The organism is Sphingobacterium sp. UT-1RO-CII-1, from assembly GCF_026711005.1.
Taxonomy (GTDB): domain Bacteria; phylum Bacteroidota; class Bacteroidia; order Sphingobacteriales; family Sphingobacteriaceae; genus Sphingobacterium.
Genome location: NZ_JAPPVJ010000006.1, coordinates 99975 through 122499, shown reverse-complemented (window position 1 = coordinate 122499; position 22525 = coordinate 99975). Strand labels below are relative to the sequence as shown.

General features: G+C 37.5%; 21 protein-coding genes. 13 read left to right on the top strand and 8 right to left on the bottom strand.

Translation table 11 applies throughout. From position 1 onward, the window contains the following. Nucleotides 1-56 precede the first annotated feature (56 nt). From ORI89_RS14160 to ORI89_RS14130, 7 genes are all read left to right on the top strand, one after another. Entirely contained in the window at nt 57-1142 is a 1086-nt protein-coding gene (locus ORI89_RS14160) for a glycosyltransferase family 4 protein (protein ID WP_268231154.1), read from the top strand. A 30-nt stretch (nt 1143-1172) separates the two neighbouring features. Beyond that, nucleotides 1173-2246 carry an EpsG family protein gene (locus ORI89_RS14155; RefSeq protein WP_268231153.1) on the top strand — a complete coding sequence of 358 codons (1074 nt, stop codon included), beginning with the start codon at nt 1173-1175 and terminating at the stop codon, nt 2244-2246. Nucleotides 2247-2278: 32 nt separating this feature from the next. Next, on the top strand, nt 2279-3292 hold the full coding sequence (locus tag ORI89_RS14150) for a glycosyltransferase family 4 protein (protein WP_268231152.1): 1014 nt from the start codon (nt 2279-2281) through the stop codon (nt 3290-3292). 131 nt (nt 3293-3423) lie between these two features. Beyond that, entirely contained in the window at nt 3424-4842 is a 1419-nt protein-coding gene (locus ORI89_RS14145; protein ID WP_268231151.1) for a DUF4838 domain-containing protein, read from the top strand. A gap of 8 nt (nt 4843-4850) precedes the next feature. Continuing rightward, nucleotides 4851-5681, top strand: coding sequence for a glycosyltransferase (locus ORI89_RS14140; RefSeq protein WP_268231150.1), 831 nt, complete (start codon nt 4851-4853; stop codon nt 5679-5681). A gap of 1 nt (nt 5682) precedes the next feature. Then, entirely contained in the window at nt 5683-6591 is a 909-nt protein-coding gene (locus tag ORI89_RS14135; protein WP_268231149.1) for an NAD-dependent epimerase/dehydratase family protein, read from the top strand. A gap of 76 nt (nt 6592-6667) precedes the next feature. Continuing rightward, nucleotides 6668-7624, top strand: coding sequence for an MraY family glycosyltransferase (locus ORI89_RS14130; protein WP_268231148.1), 957 nt, complete (start codon nt 6668-6670; stop codon nt 7622-7624). Nucleotides 7625-8171: 547 nt separating this feature from the next. Here the strand turns inward: ORI89_RS14130 and ORI89_RS14125 are convergent. From ORI89_RS14125 to ORI89_RS14120, 3 genes are all read right to left on the bottom strand, one after another. Further along, entirely contained in the window at nt 8172-8558 is a 387-nt protein-coding gene (locus ORI89_RS14125) for a hypothetical protein (RefSeq protein ID WP_268231147.1), read from the bottom strand. Between the two features lie 186 nt (nt 8559-8744). Then, nucleotides 8745-8858, bottom strand: coding sequence for a hypothetical protein (locus ORI89_RS19300; protein ID WP_442800887.1), 114 nt, complete (start codon nt 8856-8858; stop codon nt 8745-8747). Between the two features lie 8 nt (nt 8859-8866). After that, complete coding sequence (locus ORI89_RS14120; RefSeq protein ID WP_326494317.1) at nt 8867-9097, bottom strand: Fic family protein; 231 nt, start codon at nt 9095-9097, stop codon at nt 8867-8869. Between the two features lie 475 nt (nt 9098-9572). On the opposite strand from ORI89_RS14120, the gene ORI89_RS14115 reads away from it, so the two are divergent. Both ORI89_RS14115 and ORI89_RS14110 read left to right on the top strand, forming a co-directional pair. Next, nucleotides 9573-10508 (top strand): Rpn family recombination-promoting nuclease/putative transposase, encoded by a 936-nt coding sequence (locus ORI89_RS14115; RefSeq protein WP_268231145.1) that lies wholly within the window; start codon nt 9573-9575, stop codon nt 10506-10508. A gap of 386 nt (nt 10509-10894) precedes the next feature. Further along, nucleotides 10895-11806, top strand: coding sequence for a hypothetical protein (locus ORI89_RS14110; protein ID WP_268231144.1), 912 nt, complete (start codon nt 10895-10897; stop codon nt 11804-11806). A gap of 159 nt (nt 11807-11965) precedes the next feature. Here the strand turns inward: ORI89_RS14110 and ORI89_RS14105 are convergent, their stop codons facing one another. Together ORI89_RS14105 and ORI89_RS14100 are read right to left on the bottom strand one after the other, a co-directional pair. Next, nucleotides 11966-12565 (bottom strand): hypothetical protein, encoded by a 600-nt coding sequence (locus ORI89_RS14105; RefSeq protein ID WP_268231143.1) that lies wholly within the window; start codon nt 12563-12565, stop codon nt 11966-11968. Nucleotides 12566-12706: 141 nt separating this feature from the next. Then, nucleotides 12707-13279 carry a hypothetical protein gene (locus tag ORI89_RS14100; RefSeq protein WP_268231142.1) on the bottom strand — a complete coding sequence of 191 codons (573 nt, stop codon included), beginning with the start codon at nt 13277-13279 and terminating at the stop codon, nt 12707-12709. 273 nt (nt 13280-13552) lie between these two features. Between ORI89_RS14100 and ORI89_RS14095 the strand changes: the two genes are divergently transcribed. The 4 genes from ORI89_RS14095 (at nt 13553) to ORI89_RS14080 (ending at nt 19665) form a co-directional block, all read left to right on the top strand. After that, on the top strand, nt 13553-13705 hold the full coding sequence (locus tag ORI89_RS14095) for a hypothetical protein (protein WP_268231141.1): 153 nt from the start codon (nt 13553-13555) through the stop codon (nt 13703-13705). Between the two features lie 324 nt (nt 13706-14029). Further along, nucleotides 14030-15049 (top strand): TlpA family protein disulfide reductase, encoded by a 1020-nt coding sequence (locus ORI89_RS14090; protein WP_268231140.1) that lies wholly within the window; start codon nt 14030-14032, stop codon nt 15047-15049. A gap of 6 nt (nt 15050-15055) precedes the next feature. Continuing rightward, nucleotides 15056-18256, top strand: a complete 3201-nt coding sequence (locus tag ORI89_RS14085) for a SusC/RagA family TonB-linked outer membrane protein (protein WP_268231139.1) — start codon at nt 15056-15058, stop codon at nt 18254-18256. Between the two features lie 11 nt (nt 18257-18267). Further along, a complete protein-coding gene (locus ORI89_RS14080) occupies nt 18268-19665 on the top strand; it encodes a RagB/SusD family nutrient uptake outer membrane protein (RefSeq protein WP_268231138.1) in 1398 nt (465 codons plus the stop codon). 71 nt (nt 19666-19736) lie between these two features. On the opposite strand, the gene ORI89_RS14075 is transcribed toward ORI89_RS14080, so the two are convergent. From ORI89_RS14075 to ORI89_RS14065, 3 genes are all read right to left on the bottom strand, one after another. After that, nucleotides 19737-20087, bottom strand: coding sequence for a hypothetical protein (locus tag ORI89_RS14075; RefSeq protein ID WP_268231137.1), 351 nt, complete (start codon nt 20085-20087; stop codon nt 19737-19739). 150 nt (nt 20088-20237) lie between these two features. Further along, nucleotides 20238-20702 carry a MauE/DoxX family redox-associated membrane protein gene (locus ORI89_RS14070; protein ID WP_268231136.1) on the bottom strand — a complete coding sequence of 155 codons (465 nt, stop codon included), beginning with the start codon at nt 20700-20702 and terminating at the stop codon, nt 20238-20240. Between the two features lie 339 nt (nt 20703-21041). Then, nucleotides 21042-22199: an ATP-binding protein gene (locus ORI89_RS14065; protein WP_268231135.1), complete on the bottom strand. Its 1158-nt coding sequence runs from the start codon at nt 22197-22199 to the stop codon at nt 21042-21044. Nucleotides 22200-22525: the final 326 nt, after the last annotated feature.

Genomic DNA, 22525 nt, shown 5'->3' with positions numbered 1-22525 from the left:
TAGGGAATAGATTTTGATTCAGTTGAGGTACTATGGTGTTGTCTAATTTATAGTAAATGGGGTTTGTTTTAATAAGTAGTAATATCTCTAACTCAGGGGGTACTGAGAGAATTGGTATTGGTCTAGCAAATGAATTAGTCGCTCGATATAATATGCCTGTTTTAATAATTAGCTTATTTGGTTCAGGTAAGCCTTTTTTTTATACGGATTCTCGAGTCAAGATAGTTCGTCTTTTTAGTAAACATAATAGTTTGTTTATTTTGTTCCCATTTGTGGTGTGGAAAATTAGAAGAGAGTTGTTGTGTCTTGGGGGGCAGTCTGTTATCATTAATATTGGAGCTTTACTAACAGTGTTTACGGTCTGTGCTAATTTAGGATTGAAACATAAAAATATCGTTTGGGAACATTTTAATATGTCTTTAATCTTTAAAAGTTTCAAAGAAAAGTTTTCAAGATACATTGCTACTCGTTATGCCGATGCTATTGTAACTCTTACAGTGGGAGATAAAATCATGTATGAGCAGAATTTTGATTGTCGCGCAGAAATGATGTGTATTCCTAATTTTTTAACTTTCCCTGTCGAGAAAAGAGAGATTGTTAAAGATAACAAAGTGGCTATAGCTGTGGGGCGATTTACTGAACAGAAATCGTTTGATAGGCTTATAGAAATTTGGAGCCTCTTAGGGAAAGAAGCTGAGGGTTGGGAACTAAAGATTATTGGGGATGGAGAGGAACGAGATACTCTTGCTAATTTGATTAATAAATACAATTGTAAGAATGTTTTTTTACTCCCTACAAGCGATACTGTTCAAAAGTATTATGAGCAAGCGTCAGTCTATCTTATGACTTCAAAATGGGAAGGTTTACCAATGGTATTAATAGAGGCTCAGTCATATGGATTACCAATAATAAGTTATGATTGTTTGACAGGGCCTAGGGATATTATTGAGGATGGGTATAATGGGTTTTTAATTCCTGATGGAGATAGTGATTCTTTTGTTCATGCTTTACAGAATTTTATGAGAGATGATGGTCTAAGGAGAGAGCTTTCTATTAATGCACAGGTTGATAGTCGGAGATTTAATAAGAATGTAATTCTTGAAAAATGGACTGGCCTATTTGATAAATTACTAGCTTCGTAGTTAATGGTTTGGTATTGGATCTTATTTTTTGTGTTTTTCTTTTTTGGAGCAATCGATTATTTTAAAATTGCAATCAATAGGGAGCAAAAAAAATTTTTACTGATTTTCTTATCAATCTATTTATGTTTGTTTGCTGGCTTACGTTATGACTGTGATAATGACTATCAAGAGTATGTTAGAATATATACTGAAACTCCATCATTAGAACAACTTATTTCTGGTAGTTATTATTTTTCTGATGTGTATGGAGAGCCTCTGTTTGTGGTCAGTAATATTGTTTTCGTTTCGCTTGGAGCTGCTGATTATATTTTTCTGACCTTTATTTCATTTCTTAACATATTTTTTTTGTATAAAAATATCTTAGGATTTTCCAAGTATTGGTTTATTTCCATTTTTTTGTATGTTGCATTATTGTATCTAGGGGGAGGGTTTACACAAATTAGGTTTGGCGTTGCAATGAATCTAGCTTGGTTTAGTCTACTGAAATACTATAATGGTAAGTTTAGATTAGCATACTTTTTTTTCTTATGTGCTATACTATTTCATGTAAGTGCTGCATCTGCTCTTCTTATTATAATTACAGAGAGATTATTTAAAGCAAATACTATGACAGTTTTAATGGCAATAGGAATTTCTATACTTTTAACATTTCTTCCACTTAGTGATTTCTTAGCAAGCTCTTTAAGCCCTTTTCTTGGAGGGAGTAGATATGAGTCATATCTAGAGTCAGAGGTTTACTCAGGGAAGGCAAATAGTATTGCTATTTATTTTTATTGTATAAGTACTTTGGTATTTTGGAGTTTTCGTAAACAAATAATATTGGATATTGGTGAAGAAAAGTTTTTGTTTCTACTTAAAGTATCTTTAATGGCCGTACTTTTTGGAGCATTGTTTAATCAGATTGCAATACTTTCGCGATTTGGTTTGATTTTACAGTTTTGTTATGTTTTTATTCTTCCGTACACTTTTGGAATACGACCTATACGACGGTTAATGTTATTTTTTTTATTTCTTTATGCAGTGTTCAGGTTTAATCAATTTATGGGGGAAAGTGCATTTATTCAAGAGTATAAAAGTGTTATAACAGAAAAAATAGTTAAATGAAAATTTCTTATATAGTTCCAGCCTTAAAGAATATGGGACCAATTTTGGTAGTTAGGGATTTAGTCTCTTATTTAACGAAATACTGTCCCGAAAGCGAGGTGTATATTTATTATTTAGATGAGATAAAGAATCCTATTCCTGTCTCATGCAAAACTTTTTGGATTAAAGATCCAAAAAGTTTAAATGTATTATTTGAAAGTGATATTATACATAGTCATGGAATACGACCAGATTTTTATGTCTTTAGGAATAGAAAGAAATTTCGAGGAAAATGTTTCAGTACAATCCATAGTTCGTTTTTTGAAGAATATAAAGTACTATATAATAGTCTTGTTGGTTATCTTGTAGAGTTACTATGGACGAAACTGCTACAAAGGCATGACAGTGTGATTGTTTTGACTGAGGTTATGAAACAACATTATGTAGGAAAGATCGATGTGAATAAGCTTGTGGTTATAAATAACGGGAGAAATATTCAGTATAAAGAGATTGAAGAAAGAGACCAATTAGTTTTTGACAAATTGCGTAATAAGTATAAAATCCTAGGAGTCGCATGTGTACTAACAAAAAGAAAAGGTATTCATCAAGTGGTAAATATTTTGCCATTTATTGCTGATTTTGCATTTGTAATAATAGGAGATGGACCAGAAATGGAAAATTTGAAATCACTTTCAATAAATTTAGGTGTTCAAGATAGATGTATCTTTTTAGGCAGTCGTTTGGAGGCTAATCGATATAACGTCTTGTTTGATTTTTATATCTTTCCCTCTTATATGGAAGGTCTACCTCTCTCGCTCTTGGAAGCAGCTGCAATGAGTAAAACTATCATTTGTTCCGCTATACCGGTACATAAAGAGATTTTTACTGAGGATGAAGTGTCTTTCTTTCAATTAGATGACTCTGATAGCTTGTTAAGAGCAATAAAAATTGCGAATGTTCGATGTAAGGAGTTGAAAGCGAATGTTTTTAGTAAGTATAGGACACATTATACAGCTCAGATTATGGGGCGGTCTTATTATGAGTTGTATTCTAAATTAATTAGATAATGAAATATTTATATACGTTGTACATATGTATGTTCCTTTTTTATCAAAATGGATATTCGCAAAGACTGGTGAAGAAAGGTAGTACAGAATTTGTACTCATGATCCCAACTTCGGTATCGGACTCTACTCGTATGTCTGCTGAAATTTTGCAGAAATATATTAGGCTTAAATCATCAGTGGATATACCTATAATTGAGGAAAATCAGATAAATAGTAAAAATAAGGTTATTAGTGTAGGAAAGACTAACTTATTTAATAGTTTAGAAAAGAGTGAAATTAGCCGTTTAGGATACTTAATCAAACCATTAAAAGGATCTGTTATTTTGGGAGGTGTAACAGAAAAAGGCACCAGAAATTCGATATATGGATTTCTCGATAAATATTTAGATATTCAAATGCTCAGTTCAGACGATGTTTATTGTATTCCAAGCCCTAATATTATTTTAAAGGTTAAAGAAGAAGTCGTTAATCCTATATTTGAAACATTCGATATTTATAATAAAATATCTTATTCCGACTCTTATACAGAATGGTATTCATTGGAACACAATTATAAAGAGCCAACTCGCTGGGGGTTTTTTGATCATAGTTTTTTTAGATTAGTTCCACCTAAAATCTTTCAAGAAAAGAATCCAAATTTTTATTTGTATGACGGGCAGAAAGCAACACAATTAAATCTAGTAGACGAAGATTTGCGAAAGTATATGGTTGACACATTGACGAATTTGTTTAGGGGTTATGCTCATAAAAAATATTGGTTAATAGGGCAAGAGGATTTGGGTATATTCGGAAAATTGTATAAATCTGAACAAACTTTAAAAAATTTCTATTTGTCAGAATCTGATGCGCTTATTAATTTCATAAATAATATAGCAACAAGATTTCCTAGAAATGTAATTGGAACATTCGCATATCATGAGACATTGATGGCTCCAAAAAAAGAAAAACCCGTAGCCAATGTGCTTATTTGTTTTGCCCCAATTGACGCATATCGACATGTAGCTATTTATGAAGGAATCAATAAATCTTATGGTGACGAATTAGTTAAATGGAGTAAGTTAAGTGATAATTTAATGGTTTGGGATTATCTAAGTAACTATTCGTCACCAACTAGCTTTTATCCTAGCTTGTTGACAATTAAAGAAAACTTAGTATTCTATAAGAAGTTAAATGTAAAAAGTATTTATTTAGAAAGTATAAACTCGGATCTTGAACCGCTATCAGAGTTGCTCACATTTGTTGCTATAAAAATCATATGGGGAGATAACCGTTTAGTAAAAGACATCGTTAGGGAATTTTGTCAAAAATATTATGGTGAAGCTGCAGAAGAAGTAGAAAAATTAGTTTTGGTTATTAATCAAAATGTACTTAGAGAGAAAGATAAGATCCGTTTCTTTGGAGGAACATATAATTACTTAGGAGAGTTACAAATGAGAGAATATGAGAAGCTTTTATTTTCCGCAAGTAATAAAGTGAAAGATAATGTGAAATTAAAGCAACGTATAGATAAAGTTAAGTTAGGTGTTTTGAAAAAAAATAGAGTTTTATAGTTATTAGCATGAAGTTCTCTGTATTAGCATCCGTATATATAAAAGAAAGTCCTGTTCATTTAGAAATGGCTCTTGAAAGTGTTTTTAATCAGACTTTAGTACCAGATGAAATTGTTTTGGTTCAAGATGGTCCCTTAACAACGGAGCTTGAAGAAGTCATTAAGAAATATAAAGATTTATATCCATCACTGATGAGAATAGTGCCTCTGAAAGAAAATAAGGGGTTAGGAAATGCATTGAGGATAGGGGTAGAGGTATGTAGTTACCCTATTATTGCTAGAATGGATACTGACGACGTCGCTCGTCCAGAAAGATTGGAAAAACAAATAAGGTTTTTAAAGAAGAATGAAGATGTTGGAGCTGTTGGTTCTAATATAGAGGAATTTAATGAATATCCAGGCGATTTAAAGAGATTTAAGATAAATCCTGAAACGCACGAAGAATTAATTAGTCAGATAGCTTTAAAATCACCATTTAACCACCCATCATTGATGATGAGAAAATCTGCTATTTTAGAAGCTGGTAATTATAATGGAGACCTATTACTGTTTGAAGATTATTCTTTATTTTTAAGAATGTGGAAAGCGGGAATAAAATTTCATAATATACAAGAAGTATTATTAGACTTTCGAGTTGGATCTGGGATAGAAACAATAAAGAGAAGGAGTGGTAAGCATTATTTATTAAAAGAAATAGAGTTTTTAAAGTATGCGAAGGCTATTAATGCATTTACTTCTAGGCAAGTTTTGATGTATAAACTATTGAAGTTTCCAATTCGAGCTTTGCCGCCCCAAGTAGTTTTATTTATTTATAATACTTTTTTAAGGAGCAAGAAATAGAATGCAAGTCATCCTAACCGGCTCCTCTGGCTTTGTAGGACAAAACCTATCAAAGTTTCTTCACAGCAAAAGCTATGAAGTTCTTCCTATTTCTTTAAGAGATGCTAGTTGGGATACTCAACTAGATCGTGGTGCTACAGCATTGATACATCTAGCAGGTAAAGCGCATGATACATCCAACACTTCGCAACCGGAAGAGTACTTTAAAGTAAACAGGGATCTAACTATTGCACTATTTGAAGAGTTTGTAAAATCAGATATTCGTGACTTCTTTTATTTCTCCTCTGTGAAAGCGGTGGCAGACACAGTTGAGGCAGTACTCAAAGAAGATACTCGGGCAAATCCACTAACACCTTATGGTCAATCGAAGTGGGAGGCAGAAGAATATTTATCAAAACAACAGTTGCCTGTTGGTAAGCGTGTTTTCATTATTCGACCTTGCATGATCCATGGGCCAGGAAATAAAGGCAACTTAAACCTTCTTTATAATGTAGTGGAAAAAGGTATTCCATGGCCATTGGCATCTTTTCATAATCAGCGTTCGTTTTTAAGTATTGATAACCTTAACTATTTGATAGAACAGATGATACAGAATACAGATATTGAATCTGGTGTGTATAACTTTGCTGATGATGAGGTTCTTTCTACCAATGAGCTTGTTGCTTTAATTGCAAATACTTTGGGTAAGTCGCCGAAATTATGGCACATTCCTGCATGGGTAATTAAAGCTGGTGTTAAGATTGGCGATATATTGCCTTTGCCTTTAAATTCCGAGCGATTAAAGAAATTGACGGAGTCTTATGTGGTCTCCAATCAAAAAATAAAAACAGCTTTAGGTATAGATAAATTACCGTTGACAGCACAGCAAGGACTGGAGAGAACGATAAAGAGTTTTAAGGATTCGATTTAGGGAAAAAATAAGTAAGATTGCTTAGTCATTTCTTCAATGAATAGGATGAGGTGTTAGCAATGATGAAAAGGAAATAATGATATATATTATTGTATTTATAGCTCTGTTTTTTTTAGAGCTCATTTATTTTAAAGTGGCCGATCGTTTTAATATTATCGATAAGCCCAATGAGCGGAGCTCGCATACGACGATCACTTTACGTGGTGGTGGTATTATCTTCTATATGGGTGCGTTAGTATATTTTATCTATTCAGGCTTTCAGTATCCTTACTTCTTCTTAGGCTTAACCTTAATGACCGTCGTTAGTTTCTTAGACGACATCATGACGCTCTCCAATAAAATCCGCTTGCTGATACACTTTGGCTCTGTCATGCTAATGGCATACGAGCTCAATGTCTTTGAGCTTCCTTGGTACTACCTGTTAATCACTTTTATCATTGTGGTTGGTGTTATCAATGCTTATAACTTTATGGACGGCATCAACGGCATTACGGCTTGCTATAGCTTAGCTGTAGGAGGTTTATTGTTGTGGGTGAATCAAGGAATCAATTTCATAGATAGTAATCTGCTGATCTTTGCTTTACTGTCAGTATTGGTGTTTGCGTTTTTCAATTTCCGATCAAAAGCTAAGTGTTTCGCCGGTGACGTCGGATCGGTGGCTATTGCATTTATCCTGTTATTCGCATTGGCATCCCTTATTCTTCATACACAGAACTTAATTTATATCTTGTTCCTCGCTGTGTATGGTATAGATACCGTTTGGACAATTATTCGAAGACTTAAAAACGGCGAAAATATATTCCAGGCACACCGTTCGCACCTTTATCAGTATCTGGGCAATGAAGCGGGGCTAAACAAACTTGCCGTATCTACTATATATGGGCTACTACAAGTATTTATAGGGATTGCTGTTATTTATGCCGCTACATTTGACGTACAGGCCCAAATTTATTTTGCTCTAGGGCTGCTCGTAAGCTTATCGATTGTTTATTTGCTTTTGAAACAAGCTATCATTAAAAAGTATATAAGCTAAGAGGCGTAATCGCCAGTGTAGTTTTACTTTTTCTTGATAAAAAGTAATCAAAAATCAAGACTAGGATACTGTTTCGCTAAAAGCATCTTTAAGCCCGGAATGTGTTTAAGCCGCTTCGCTTTCCAAATCCATTCTGTTCGGTCTTTTTGGCTGCTTTCTTTACGCGACAGCACTCAAGGTCGGTCCTGTTTTGTGTTTATGGTCTCTGTTTTGTTTTTTGAAGTACTGAGGAAGTTTTCCATCCTTATTGTGTAGTCTTTTGAAGATTAAGGACTACACAAAAGGCTATACAAAAGACTACACAAAACAAACTTGCCGTGTCTACTATATATTCGTCGCCAGCGTAGTGCGGCGATCTATCTTTTACTTTCCATAGTCTTGCTTAACAATAAAACGCAGATTACCACGTCATACTTCCTCGTGATGGCGCGTTTTAGCAGGGCATGGTTCTTTACGCGACAGCACCCAAGGTCGGTCCTTTCATTGATGAACTTTTTTGCTGTTGTTGCTTCTTCATAATGATGCCTTTTAGCCTTCACTATTTCAGTTAGTCGACAACTGGACTGTTAACAGTTTGTTGATCTTGATCGTTACTTTTTCGCATAATGAATATAATGCCATCTGTAGCGCCGGCTTCGGTATCATGCGGATGCGGTCTGGCGATTGTTTCTACAAGAGAGAAGTTTCTCTCGGCCATATAATTTAAGATGGCTGCGTGCGATGTTTTGTTGGTTAATTCCGCAGACCACTGTTGCCCCTTTTCTTGCTGCTCTATGCTTTCGCCTAGATCCACAGATACTTTGAGTTTCTTGGATAAGGTTTTCTTGCTTACTTCGATGTACGCATAACTATATGTCTTCGCGGTCTCTTTTTCTTGTGCCAAACTGACCGAGCTAATGATTGTAGCTAGTAGTAGGAATAATATGTTTTTCATATGTGTATAATTATGCGTTTATGTATTCCTTTTATAGGGCTCATGAATACTCCGTATGAACCGGTTTTTCTTTTAATAGCTGTCCTGGTGATCGGAGCAATGTCATATGTGATACACAAACATACGTAAATCACCTTAAAATCTAACTTGGTTTATGGCAAATTATCTTGTTGTAACAGTTGCGGTTTATATTAATTCTGGCTCCTTGTAGATATTACTTAAGTGTCTCGATATAGCAGATTTGTCTCTTCCAAATAATTGAGCCATTTTATTGAGTGATAGGTAATTGATGGCTCTCATCTTTTTTATTATTGTTTGTTCATCGCTAGCCAATCTATCCCTTTTGCTGATAGGTAATACCGTTGGTTTTTGCTGGTCGGTTTATCCGGAATAGTTAGCCCTACTAACCCTGCGTTGATTGCCGGTTGTAAATAGTTTTTTCTAAAGTTTTCTCGATCAAGTAGCTTGATTTTTTGTTGCAATTCAATTCTACTATAAATACCACTGAAGACTTTTAAGAGTCCCTTGACTTGCGGGATATCTTGCGGGGTATTTTTGACTGTAATTGTTAAGGACAGTATTATTCGAAGGAAATTTTCCGAAAAATGAAAGACATCTGGCCCATATGCCTCTAGTATCCTTGGAATGCCAGAGCCTAGTTGTTCTACAAAGTCAAGATCTTTAAAAATACGTATAAGCTCTTTGTTACGCGGAATGGTGTATCCCTGGAAGAATTCGGGTATCGTTTTTTATGCCTCTTCCTCTTTCGAGAGCAGCGCCAAGCTTATGATAGGCCGTTCGCCGTTGCTCATATCCGCCTCCTACTTTTTACCTTTTTTTGGTTTCTTTTTGGCGTTGGCTATTATTTATCTTGTTTCGCTGTCTTCCTCTTGTTTCAGTCAAAGTATAGCTTTTTCAGCTTCGTAGTGTCCTAGGTTTGTGTATTGGTTAGCTAATTATTTTAGCTTTAATTGTTTTTTTTGTATATTTGCTTAATAATCAATTGTAAACGATATGGCTAGATCAAAAAAACACCTTGGTAAGTACGTCGATCCAAGAACCGACTTTGGTATGAAGTTTTATTTCGGGCGAGAAGAGAATAAGATCTTATTGATCGAATTTCTTAACAGTTTATTTGAAGGCGAGAAGATAATTGTCGACCTAAAGTATAAGACAGTGGAGCATGATGGAGATCAGGAGCATATGCGGCGCGTCGTATTCGACTTACATTGTATAGGTAATGATGGTGAAATTTTTATCGTGGAGTTTCAACAATTATTTCAGGAGTTTTTTAAAGACCGTGCTGTGTTCTATACCTCGCGGTTGATTAATAAGCAGCTTGCTAGAGGCAAGAAAGGGAATGATTATCATTTACCAGAAGTATACTTTGTTGGTATTCTTGAATTCGATGTAAATAGCGGTAGTGGGCTATCTTTTTCTCGAGACACAAAACGCCCCTATTTTTACGACGTAGCCTTATGTGATAAACATACCCATGAGGTGTTTTATGATAAGCTAGGGTATAAGATAGTCTCCCTGCCTGTATTTAATAAACAGCCAGAGGAGTTGGAAACGGTAATGGATCAATGGCTCTACCTTCTTAAGCATCTGAGTACCATGGATAAACTGCCTTCATTTTTGGACAAACGGATATTTGGTCGTATCTTTGCTATAGGAGAGATAGGAAAATTAAAAGAGGAGGATCTGATGTCATATGAAGCAAGTTTAAAACAGAGACGGGACGCAGAGAGCGTATATAATTCTGCTATGCGAGCTGGTGAGGCGAGAGGAGAGGCAAGAGGTAAGGCTGAGGGACGTCAAGAAGAGCGGGCAAAAGCTGATGCAGAAAAGCGGGAATCTGCTGTTAAGATGTTGAAAAATGGATTCGAGGTCAAGATGATCTCTGAAATACTTGGATTGACGATTGAAGAAGTAGAAAAATTGAAATAGTTTAAAAGATAATTATTGAGAAGCCATTTGGAAATATCAGATGGCTTTTTTTATGTCTACAGCTCTTTCGAGGGTAGCGCCAAGCTTATGACAGGCCGATCGCCCTTGCTCATATCAGCCCCTACTTTTTACCTTTTTTTTGGTTTCTTCTAAGGTGATCTGTTTTTATTCCGTTAGTTTATCTTTTTTGGTAGTCTTTGGTATTATCGGGGGCTAATCGTTGTCGTAGTTTATAATTCTCCCTTACTTTTTGCCCTCTTTTGGTTTCTTTCTCCGTCACCCATTTCCACTAGAATAAGTAGTGCTTTAAAAACGAAAAGCTAAAATAATTAGCTTTTTAGCTGTTTGTTTAGTATCTTTGCTTAGTAACCATTTGATAAACAGTTATGAGTAAAAGAGTAAGGCGGGTCGATGATCTTCTTTGGAAATCTATATTGGAGCAGACCTTTTCCCATTTTTTGCAGTTTATGTTTCCGAATGCAGATACTGAGTTTGATCTGAGCAAACCTTTCGATTATCTAGATAAGGAATTTGAAACGCTATTCCCTCCGCAGGCCAATGGGGCTGGGGTGCGCTTTGTAGATAAGCTTGTTAAGGTTCATCTTAAACAGGGTGGTGAGCAATATGTGCTTTGTCATATTGAGGTGCAGAGTAGCAAGGGAAAGGGCGATCTAGCCGAGCGTATGTTTCAATACTACTATAAGATATACGATCGATATAAGGTGCCGGTCACAGCAATTGCTATTCTTGCAGATGGTAATAAAAGTTATCGCCCCAAAGTATATATACGTGAGTTTATGTCTACCAAGATTCGGTACGATTTCAACAGCTATAAAATCTTGGATCAGGATGAGGCCGATCTTCGCGCCAATAGCAATCCATTTTCGGTAGTCGTATTAACGGCTTTACTGGCTATATTACATAAAAACATAACAGACGAGCAGCTTAAAGACATCAAGCACGATCTTTATGATGAGATGATGAAGCGTAAGATGGAAAAGAAGACACGTCAAGGACTTTATGACTTTTTAACATATTATGTTAATTTTGATAACCAGCAGGTTTTGAGTATCTTTGAATCAGAAATAGAAGACAAAATAGGAAGGAGTAATAGTATGGGCACTCGAGAATATTTATTAGACAAAGCGGAAAAGCAAGGAATTAAAGTTGGTATTGAGAAGGGTAAGATTGAAGGCAAAATCGAATTGCTTAAAGAATTAGGTTACTCGATAGTTGACGTATGCAAGAAACTTAGCTTAACAGAAGAGCAGGTTAAACCTTATTTTACGGAAGCATAAATAGATTTTTCATAGCATTTATTATATAAGTTAAAGCACTTAGAACTTGATCCTAGGTGCTTTTTTCTTTCTGCAGAAACTGCTAGATTTGTCGATATAGCGCTGGTCATTGCCGTCGCCTATTATTCTCTTTTAACTTTTTGGCCTCTTTTGCTTTCTTCACATTCTAATATAAGTGGCAATCATTTGTGTTGATATCGAGCCATCTTGATTTATCCGGTTTGTTTTACCTTGTTTGAGCGATACTCCAATATGTTTTAGCAATAAGTTATAAATTCTGTCAGGCTTCAAATCCATCGAGTACGTTGCTGATAAATGTTGTTGTATTTCAGCAGTGGTTTTGTTCGTTTTGAAAAATGATGTGCGATGAATGATATAGTCTATCATTTTAATTTCCCATTTACTTTTGCTGTCTTTTAGGGTAGGCGGTAAATTAGAATTTTCTTGCACAAAATAATCAGAGACATTCTCTTTGTTTGCCTCTTTAAAGTTGTTTATATCATCTAAAGTACGGTCTGTAAGTATAATTTCTGATTTAAAATCAAAAAAAGATACGAGATCAATAGAAAGTGGTGCACATATTTTATTTACTGTTTCAACCGAGATGGGAATTGTTTTACTGTGGTAGCTTTTTATTGCACTTCTCCCTACTCCAGAGAAAATAGCTAACCCCAGTAGCGTAAAGTTCGTTTTTTCTAGAATATCGTTAATTCTCGTAGTTATTTTTTCAGCGAGAACTATATTTGTTACTTTAGCCATTTTTGAAAATCAACCTATATTTTATTTAAATACTTTTGCCAATAAGTTTATTGTTTGTATCTTTGTTCTAGATCAGTTAATCTGGTCGAGTCTCAGAAGTGAAAACGACGAATTTTCTAATGGCACGAGACTTAGGGTTTGCTAACCCCCATACTTTTTGCCGTCTTTTGCTTTTCTTCTCGAGTTGGCTCCTCTGTTTATTTCCCGCTGTTTTTGTAGGAGTACCTCATATTCATCATCTGAATTAAGCTTTATGTCTGAAAAGAACATGTCACAGAAGAAACCTATTTCTTTACCGGTAGCTATCTCTAACTTTGTTATTTCATCTATTTTGATTGATTCGTGATTTTTTGTTAGTATATAATCAAGTCGGCTTGATACAAGTTTGGTTGCGTCAACTACTTTCTTTTTTGAGAAAACTTCGTAATGATATGTTTCCTTAAAATAAGTTCCCATAGGATTCAAATTATTGTCATCTTCAATAGCTTTGACATCTTGAAAATAATCCTTCCCAAATATTGTAGAAAGGAAGTCAATGTGTTTCTTTTCTAACAAGAGCTTGAGTAAAATGAATTGTGAGCAAAGGAAGCTTTCATGTTCATTATTTTGCATTTTGCTAATCGTAGTCGTAGAAATTCCTGTACGAGCATGTATTTCGATAGCACTATACCTACATTCTTTTAGAACTTTAGCTAAATTAGTTTTCCAACACATCCTTGTTTTTAATTTTGATAATTAGTAAAGTGTTCGTATATTTGTCTAACAATCAGTTAGCTGATTGGAGTCTTGTCCAACAAAAACCAGCAATTTTTAAGACACAAGACCACTAGGAGTTTTATCCCTACTTTGCTTATATTTGCATTGCGGGATAGGCTCCTGCTGGAAATCGTGTCGAAGGCCCTTGCTGGTGCCTGTTGGATGGTGGAAAGCAGGAGCCTATCCTTTTTATATAGCTCCCAATTTCTTCCTTCGAGACTCTTTTTTTAAATGTATAACCAACATTATAAATTGTATGATACACAAAGAGTCATTTCCCATTTACAAGCAGCAGCTGCAATTGCAGGGGCGGCTTGCTTACACCTTATTGTTATTGATAAAGAACGTTTGTTGCCCGCCGGATTAACGGCAGGCAAAAAATAAACAGATGCAAAAAGGGTAGGCTTATCAGCCAATATATTACATAATGAAAAGGCGCCTATTAAAACCTTTTCAAAACATAGTATAAGCGTTTGAGCGTAATAATGCTTTAACGTGCCCTCTGCATTTGTCTGCCGACTTTTCCTATAAAAACTATACAGTTTTTAAGTTTGCTAAAAATCGGTCAATTTCATGTTTGCACAATAAATATAGCCTGATTTTTTAGTATTCCCAAGCTGTTGCGTTTTCCCTATGGCATAAACATGGGGAGGAAAGTCGGTTTTTTGACTTATTTATTCATTAAAAAGAATTAAAAACCAAATGATTATGATGCGATTTTTACGCAAAGGGGATAGGTATGCCCTTTCAACACCTATAAAGAATAGATATTACTTATTTCTAAATAGCTTTCAATGTTTATTGCTGTCTCTCAGCACAATTTATTATCAGTTTAGTTGTAATGTTCAGGAGTCCCGCGCCCGCGGGACAACTGGCTATGGCGTGGAGAGAGATAATAGGGTAAGAGGGGCTTTAGCAATAAAAGAGAGGCTGCTTCGCATTACTCGCCGTGACGGAAGGCGATCAGCTGCGGTGCTGCTAACGATATTTTGTGTGCTGTTTAGTTTTGCTTCCGTAGTGGAAGCACAGGCTCAGGAGCCCCGCCAAGGTGGGGCGACTGCTGCTACCGCTTATAACTTCGAAAACTTTGAAGATAAAATTTACGAGGTTGATGTGAAATATACCTACGACTTTAGGAGGAAGCCTAATGAATTTGCTTTAAAGTTTAATCCCGAAGCGGAAATCAACAGGTTTCCTCTTGTGGCGTACAAAGTAGATTACAGCCAAACACCGAATCTTGAATTAGGCGATTCCATCCCTTCTTATATCAGCAATGTCGCTTTTCGATATGTAAACTCTAGCGGAGAAATAAAGGAAGGAACAATAGCCGAATTTGCTGATGAAAAATTATTGATTATCGATTTTTGGGCCACATGGTGTGCGCCCTGCGTGCGTTCAGTGGATGCTTGGAATGAAATAGCCAAAGATGTAGATGGCGTAAAAGTGCTGGCTGTGATGCTGTCCGATTATGACTATAAAGCTTTATACTTTGGGCGGGACAGAGCATGGGACATACCTATTGTTTTTGGCCCGCAATCGGGCATATTAAACAGTTTCTTTTTCGACCGCCCGGTGATAAGCCGTATGGCTTGGATTAAAGACGGCAGGTTAATCGCTTTTACAGGAACTAAAGGCTACGATTTGCAGTTGGTGAAAGATGTGCTTGCTGGCAGAGACGTTGAAATACCGATGAACCTGGATTATACTTATACGACTGATAAATCTTAAACGGCTATGAGAAAGTTAGTTTTATTAGTTGCTTTATCGCTTTTGATGATAAGTGCTAAAGCGCAGTTAAGCGGTGCGGTTTATTCAGCAAGCGGCGATGTGCTTTCGGGCGCAACTTTACGCCTTGTTAAGAGTGGGCAGATTGTGCAGAGCGGTAGTAATGGACGTTTCGTATTTTCAGATGTTAGCCTGCCCGATTCCCTTTTCGTAAGCTATGTAGGCTATACAGAACAGCGGTTGTGGGTTGCTTCCGAGCAGGCAGATCTTAAGCTGTATATGCAGAAAGATGGTTCGCAGCTCGAAGGGGTGGAAGTGGTTCATACGGGGTTTTATGAAGTGCCTAAAGAGCGTGCAACGGGATCATTTACGGTGGTAAATAACGAACTGCTAAACCGCTCGACAGGTGGCAATATCCTGCAGCGTTTAGAAGGTCTGGCTTCGGGTGTGCAGTTTGTGAACCCCGGCGGCACCGAAACAGCAGATATACGGGTGCGGGGCATAGCTACCCTGCATTCAGACGCTACACCGCTCATTGTGATCGACAATTTTCCATACGAGGGTGATATCTCAAGCATCAACCCCAATGATGTGGAAAGTGTAACGGTATTGAAAGATGCTGCAGCTGCTTCGATATGGGGTGCACGGGCAGCTAACGGCGTGATCGTGATTACCACCAAGCAGGGGCGCTATAACGAAAGGTCGCAGCTTTCGCTGAGCAGTAATGTGACTATCGGGCAGAAGCCCGACCTGCTGTACAGCCGCAATAGGCTGCCGTCATCTGTAGTTATGGAAATTGAAAAAGAAAAATATGAGTATGGCGCACTTTATAAAGAGGGAGTGCAACAATATGCCTTTCCGGAGTATGTTGAAATGTTGATTGCGCTGGAAAACGGCACGCTCTCCAGGGCGGACTTTGATCGCCAAGAAGCTATTTTGCAGCAAACAGAAGTGCGTGAAGAAGCGATGCATCACCTGTACCAATCGTCGGTTTCGCAGCAACATGCCTTGAGCGGTAGGGGCGGTGGCGAACGCTATAATTATTTCTTTTCAGCCAATTATGATAAAGGGCGCTCGGATATTATCGGTAATGATCATAACCGTATCAACCTCAATCTGCAGAATACTTTCAAGCCTTTTCAGGATATGGAAGTTAGTGCTAGTTTGTGGTATGCCGAGCAGCGGGGCAAAAACAATGGTTTAGGGATAAGAGATTTAGAAGGTTATAGTTCTTATGTTGGCCTGTCTCCCTACACCCGTCTGATGGACGAAGAGGGGAATGCGCTTCCTGTTATTAAAGACCTACGGCACGCTTATGTACAGCGTGCTGAAGAAATGGGGCTGCTCGATTGGGAGTATAGGCCTTTGGAAGATAGAAATTTAGTAGACAAGCGTAGTAAACGGGAAGAGCTGCGGGCTAACTTAGGCTTGAAATATAGTTTTTTAGAGCGTTTTAACTTTCTAGCGACCTATCAATATGTGAAAGGAAGTGGCCAGAGCAGTGTGGTTTATGATAAGGACAGCTATTATGCGCGCGACCTGATCAATAAATTTACGCAGCCTGATGGCAAGATGATTGTCCCTAATGCGGGCATCTATCAGGAGGGAAATCCTAACGCTTCGGCTAGCCACTCGGGGCGTGCGCAACTAAACTATACGCAGAGTTTTGGGAGAGATCATGCTATCGCAGCTTTGGCAGGAGGAGAAATCCGCAGCTTTGTGCAGAATACCTTTCCAGGGAAAACCTTGTACAATTATGATCCCGATCTTTTAGTAGGTACGGCTACATATAGTTATTTGGAATATTATAAAAACCACCCGGGCGGTACAAACATGCGTTTGCCTGCTCCATCATCGACCAGGCGGCAATTTACCGACCGCTACCTGTCGTACTTTGGAAATGCCAGCTATACTTTTAAGGAGCGTTACATTTTGTCGGGTTCTGCGCGTTGGGATGGTTCCAATCTTTTTGGCGTGAAGACCAACCAAAAGGGCACGCCGCTTTGGTCTGTGGGTGGAAGCTGGGATGTCAGTAAAGAAGATTTTTATGCGGTAGATTGGCTGCCTTACCTCAGGTTGCGGACTACCTATGGCAGCGCAGGCAATGTGAACAAGAGCGTGAGCGCTTATCCGACAATATCGATGAGTGGCACTTTGTACGATACTGATTTGTATATGGCATATGTTCGTAGTGTGGGTAACCCTTCTTTACGTTGGGAGAGGGTGAACACGCTCAATTTGGCAGTAGATTACAAATTAAAGAGTAATAGGTTGGCTGGTACAGTAGAGTATTATGCAAAATGGTCACATGATTTAATTGGTGAGGATTTATTGCCTCCTAGTACAGGGATTAACCCTAATAGTGCAACACTAAATTCAAGTAAGATTAATTATGCAGATCTCCGCGGTGAAGGATGGGATCTACAGGTGAATAGTCGCAATCTGGTAGGAGCTTTGGGATGGAGTAGTAATTTACTATTGAGTTACACTACCAATAAGGTGATTAATTATAAAGGGAATGATGCAGTAATGACTTCTAGTTATTTAACATCAAGCAATGTATTGCCTATTGTAGGCGAAAGTAAAGATATAGTGCTCGCAACAAAATGGTTTGGTTTGAATGCTGAAAATGGGCAGCCGTATGTGCTTTATGATGGCGAGTTTTCACAAGATTATGTAGCTTATTTTAATAGCTTATCTGTTGCTGACTTTTTGCGAGTAGGTGTTAAAGTGCCTCCACTGTATGGCTCACTCCGAAATACTTTTTCATATAAAAAATTTACTCTTGATTTCCTTTTGAGTTGGAAGAGCAACTACGTATTTAAGCGCACATCAAGTGGTTCAGAGTCAAATGGCTTAATCTATCATATGGATTTTCTAGACAGATGGCAGAAGTCTGGAGATGAAAAATACACGTACATTCCTGCAAAAACGAAAACAGGTGAAGTTTTAAGTTATTCTGGTCTTATATATAATCATTCTGAAATATTGGTCACTCGTGGTGATCATATTCGGTTGCAAGATATTAACCTGTCTTATACCTTACCACGTTCCGCCACCGGTGGATTTGTAGAGATGCGCCTATTTGCTTATGCCCGAAACTTGGGCATACTGTGGAAAGCAAATAAACAGGGGATAGACCCTGACTTTGCAGGAGCAGAATATAGAACACCAAAATCATTTTCCATTGGTGTACAGGCTAACTTTTAAAATATGAAATCATGAACAAACTATACTTATTTATTCTTATTGGACTTTTCTGCTCAGGATGTGGTAAAGAGTTTTTGGATATTAAACGTGAGGCACATCAGGTGGTGCCTAAAACGATTAAAGATTATCATGCTATCATGGCCAATGACCTGCTGCTAGTTAGCTCCAATGATTTAGCATTTGTAGCTGCCGATGAGTATACGCTTGGTAGCGAGGCCGATTTAATTGTTGGTTCGCAATATAATCCTATTTATAAACATATATTTAAGTGGGAAAATGAAGGATATGAATCTGACGAGCAGATTTTGGACTGGAACTTTGCTTACGAACGCATTGCCTACGCTAATTTAGCAATGGACGTAGAGAGAGTAAAACCTACAACTAAGTATGAGCACATGAAACAGTTGGAGGTACGATTAGCGGCTCGGTTCCATCGTGCCAGGAACTATTACCAGCTTGCCCAATTGTTTTGTAAGGCGTATGACCCTCAAACTGCAGATCAAGAAATGGGGTTGCCTTTGCGTTTAGATTATGATTTAGATGTGAGTTATGAGAGGTCAAGTTTGAAGCAACTGTATGTGCAGATACTGAAGGATCTGCATGAGGCTGAAGAAATAGGACAGGAACATTCTGTAGATAATGGGAAAAATCCATATTTCCCAGGATTGTTAAGCGTGGAAGCTTTAGCTAGCCGAATATATTTGCAAATGGGAGACTATAAAAAGGCACAGGAATATGCTGACAAAGTACTACAAAAGATGAACTCACTTATAGATTATAACAATTTGACTGGTAATATCACAGGTGAATATACCAGTTATTTTAGGCTCAATGGTGCAGAAAATCCTGAGTTAATTTTTTACACAGTGTGTAAAACCGGGGCTATTATGACACCAAGTCGTTTTCGAACAAATGAAAAGTTTTTTCAAGATTTTGATGATAACGATTTACGTAAAGAGAAGGGGTTTTATCAACGAGCTGCAGGAAATACGGTTTTTATAGGTTCTTTTGCAGGGAGAGGAGCTTCCTCTTATTTTACAGGTTTTAGTGTTGGTGAGATGCTGTTGAATCGTGCAGAATGTTATGCCCGTTCTGGCGAGGATGTTAAAGCGTTGGCAGATATAAATCGGCTTAGAGCAAAAAGGTATCGAAACTATCAAGTATTGAATATGACTGATGTGGATGATATGACAAAGCTGGTATTAATGGAGCGGCGTAAAGAGTTGTTCATGCGGGGGATGCGTTGGGATGATGCAAGGCGATTGAACCGTGAGGGAAAATATCCAGTGAGTTTTCAGCGAACGCTGGAAGGCAAAACTTATACTTTGGAGCCCAATAGTAAAAATTGGCTGTTTCCGTTGCCGCCTACAGAATTGGAACGTGGTAAATTGGAGGATAACATACGTTAATAAAGAAGGAGGCTTTTGCCTCCCCCTTTAAAAGATATTAGCCTTTGTGAATAAAAGAATTGATTGAATCTTTACAGAGATGCTCTATGTAACCTAGCTTCTATTAAGCCGTCTGTCGCCGCTTCTTCAACAGTAACTGGAATGTTGTCACCATCGGCTATGTTCATTTTAATAGCACATAGTGTTCCACTAGGTTCTTCACAATCTCCGACTGGCTGCTCACCAGGAGTAGATCCAGGATAGAGCCCTTTGATCTTGAGGTTAGCGTCTGTCGCAGGTTGATTAATATCAATCAACTCTACTTCATAAAACAAACCGTTTGGATCACTCTTTTTTATCTCTGTCCATGAAATAGCGAATATTCCAGCAGCGATAAAAGCGACTAAGCCCAGTATGTTGAAGTTTTTAAATAGTTTTTTCATAATAAAAAAGTATTAAAACGTTCGTATGCTTCGATTTACCCAGGTCCGTTGCATGACCTGCCTCTTGGCAATACCTTGACCTTTGCCTGAAAGAGGATAACACATATGATGTATGGCAGGGGAGGTCTGCACCCTGCAAGCCTATGTTAGTCACTGGTTTTTGCTACCCTCCCTTCTGCCTGCATCCATCTGGACGTCTCCAACAGGGAGGCTTCTAGAGGCCAATATCCATGTATATATACCTAAAGCAATAAATGCTATATTGAAAAAAATGTGTTCTATATGGCTGGCATTGTTGAGTATGCCACCACAGGCGCAGGGAACTTTGCCAAAAACTTTGGCGGCCCCTAAAGCGAGGTAAAGTGTAAATAGGCCGAGTAAAACGACAGAGGCTTTGATGCCTATTAAAGTTGTGCGGCGCTGTATGAGCAAACCCGCAACGATAAGCCCTAGTAGGGGGATAAACCAGAACAAGATATTCGCCAGCCAGCCTGGGAAAATCTGTAGCTGCATTTCTCTGCGGCTGCTATCCCAGTGGTATAACTTGACGATGGCAGCATACCCCCAAAGGAGTATGAAAATGTAAGGGCTGTATTTTATGATTTTCTTTTTCATGTATTTCTATCTTTTGCTTTAAGCAAAGTTAAGACACATGTTTTTTGAAAATTTGTGTTATAACAAAGGTTTTTTTCGAGATGATTTGTTATGGTATGTTTTTTTATGCTGTTAAGACTGTGTTTCGTTTTACTTTTTCTTGATAAAAAGTAATCAAAAATCAAGACTAGGATACTGTTTCGCTAAAAGCATCTTTAAGCCCAGAATAGGTTTAAGCCGTTTCGCTACGCTTCACTTCGGAAACCTATTCTGTTCGGTCTTTTTGATTGCTTTCTTTACGCGACAGCATCCGAGGTCGGTCCTACTTGTTAATGATAAGTCTCGTAAGTGTGAATTACTTTACGTCATTTTCCAAGGCAGTACTTGCACACCACTGCGTATTAGGCTTTCTTCACCACCATAGACTAGATGGGGTGTTACGTTTTGAGGTTTGGCTATTTCTGCGAAATGTTTTAAGTTTTTAAATAAGCTAGCGCTTAATGTTTGTGTAGATTTTACCTCATACACCTCAAAACCACTGGCGTTTTTGAGTAAGAGATCAAGTTCTAATCCGTTATGATCCTGCCAAAAATAGAACTGTAAGTGCTGATAGCTGTTTTCATTGAATTTTTGAAAATTGGCAATTATAAAGTTTTCAAAGATATTACCTTTCAATCGATTCGTTGCCAGCTCCTGCTGCTCTCTGATTTGTAGTAAATGAGTAAGTAGACCAGTATCATAAAAATAAAGCTTAGGGGTTTTTACCAATCGCTTATTAAAATTCTCATGATAGGGGTAGAGCTGAAAAACAACATAACTGCTTTCTAGAATGGACAACCAAGATTTTGCAGTAGGCTGAGAAATGTTGCACTCATTGGCCATAGCTGTAAGGTTTAATAGTTGCCCGGCCCGTGCAGCACACAAACCCAAAAAAGTTCTAAAGCTATTTAAATCTCGAATGTTGATCAGTTCGGTGACGTCTTTTTCGATATAGGTACGGATGTAATTGGCGTAAAAATCTGTTGGATCAATGCCCCGGTGATAGATAGCGGGATAGCAACCCTTTATGCAAGCTTCTAGATAGTTGCCAGGAAGTTTTCCTGCCTGTTCTAATTCTTGGGTGTCTAAAGGTAATAAGCGAAATAGAGCTACCCTTCCAGCTAGGGATTGTGTAATATGTTGGAGCAAATGGAAATTTTGAGAACCTGAGAGAATATATTGCCCCATCTTGCCAGATTCATCTACAGCTGTCTGCAAATAGGAAAATAATTCAGGCACCCGTTGCACTTCGTCCAAAATTACCTGACCTGAATACTGCTTGAGAAAGCCATTTGGATCTTCTGAAGCAAAAGAACGATTGTCAGGGTTTTCAAGAGATACGTATGTGTAATCAGGGAAAAGAACTTTGAGTAATGTGGTTTTACCAGATTGCCTAGGGCCTGTTACCGCAAGAATAGGGTATTGATTTACTCTCTTTCTAATTTCCTCCGCTAATGTTCTTTTAATCCACTGTGACATATTAACATCCTTTCTTTAAGTCAAATATAGTTAATAACTTTGGAATATTTTCGCTCAAACTTTGAAATATCCGCACTTAAACTTTGGAATATCAGGAGGTGAACTTTGGAATATCTGAGGTCAGTTTGAGTATATTGTATAATCATAGGTGATTTTTTTCCTTCACGTCATCGCGAGCGTAGTGCGGCGATTTGTCTTTTACTTTTACAGTTTTGTTATGGTATGTTTTTTTATTTCGTTACGGCTGTGTTTAGTTTTACTTTTTCTTGATAAAAAGTAATCAAAAATCAAGACTGGGATGCTGTTTCGCTAAAAGCATTCTTAAA

Bases quoted from the DNA above. Each gene is read 5' to 3' on its own strand.
- ORI89_RS14160 (WP_268231154.1), top strand. From the start codon at position 57: ATGGGGTTTGTTTTAATAAGTAGTAATATCTCTAACTCAGGGGGTACT.
- ORI89_RS14150 (WP_268231152.1), top strand. From the start codon at position 2,279: ATGGGACCAATTTTGGTAGTTAGGGATTTAGTCTCTTATTTAACGAAA.
- ORI89_RS14145 (WP_268231151.1), top strand. From the start codon at position 3,424: ATGTCTGCTGAAATTTTGCAGAAATATATTAGGCTTAAATCATCAGTG.
- ORI89_RS14140 (WP_268231150.1), top strand. From the start codon at position 4,851: ATGAAGTTCTCTGTATTAGCATCCGTATATATAAAAGAAAGTCCTGTT.
- ORI89_RS14135 (WP_268231149.1), top strand. From the start codon at position 5,683: ATGCAAGTCATCCTAACCGGCTCCTCTGGCTTTGTAGGACAAAACCTA.
- ORI89_RS14130 (WP_268231148.1), top strand. From the start codon at position 6,668: ATGATATATATTATTGTATTTATAGCTCTGTTTTTTTTAGAGCTCATT.
- ORI89_RS14125 (WP_268231147.1), bottom strand. From the start codon at position 8,558: ATGAAAAACATATTATTCCTACTACTAGCTACAATCATTAGCTCGGTC.
- ORI89_RS19300 (WP_442800887.1), bottom strand. From the start codon at position 8,858: ATGAGAGCCATCAATTACCTATCACTCAATAAAATGGCTCAATTATTT.
- ORI89_RS14115 (WP_268231145.1), top strand. From the start codon at position 9,573: ATGGCTAGATCAAAAAAACACCTTGGTAAGTACGTCGATCCAAGAACC.
- ORI89_RS14110 (WP_268231144.1), top strand. From the start codon at position 10,895: ATGAGTAAAAGAGTAAGGCGGGTCGATGATCTTCTTTGGAAATCTATA.
- ORI89_RS14105 (WP_268231143.1), bottom strand. From the start codon at position 12,565: ATGGCTAAAGTAACAAATATAGTTCTCGCTGAAAAAATAACTACGAGA.
- ORI89_RS14100 (WP_268231142.1), bottom strand. From the start codon at position 13,279: ATGTGTTGGAAAACTAATTTAGCTAAAGTTCTAAAAGAATGTAGGTAT.
- ORI89_RS14095 (WP_268231141.1), top strand. From the start codon at position 13,553: ATGTATAACCAACATTATAAATTGTATGATACACAAAGAGTCATTTCC.
- ORI89_RS14090 (WP_268231140.1), top strand. From the start codon at position 14,030: ATGATGCGATTTTTACGCAAAGGGGATAGGTATGCCCTTTCAACACCT.
- ORI89_RS14085 (WP_268231139.1), top strand. From the start codon at position 15,056: ATGAGAAAGTTAGTTTTATTAGTTGCTTTATCGCTTTTGATGATAAGT.
- ORI89_RS14080 (WP_268231138.1), top strand. From the start codon at position 18,268: ATGAACAAACTATACTTATTTATTCTTATTGGACTTTTCTGCTCAGGA.
- ORI89_RS14075 (WP_268231137.1), bottom strand. From the start codon at position 20,087: ATGAAAAAACTATTTAAAAACTTCAACATACTGGGCTTAGTCGCTTTT.
- ORI89_RS14070 (WP_268231136.1), bottom strand. From the start codon at position 20,702: ATGAAAAAGAAAATCATAAAATACAGCCCTTACATTTTCATACTCCTT.
- ORI89_RS14065 (WP_268231135.1), bottom strand. From the start codon at position 22,199: ATGTCACAGTGGATTAAAAGAACATTAGCGGAGGAAATTAGAAAGAGA.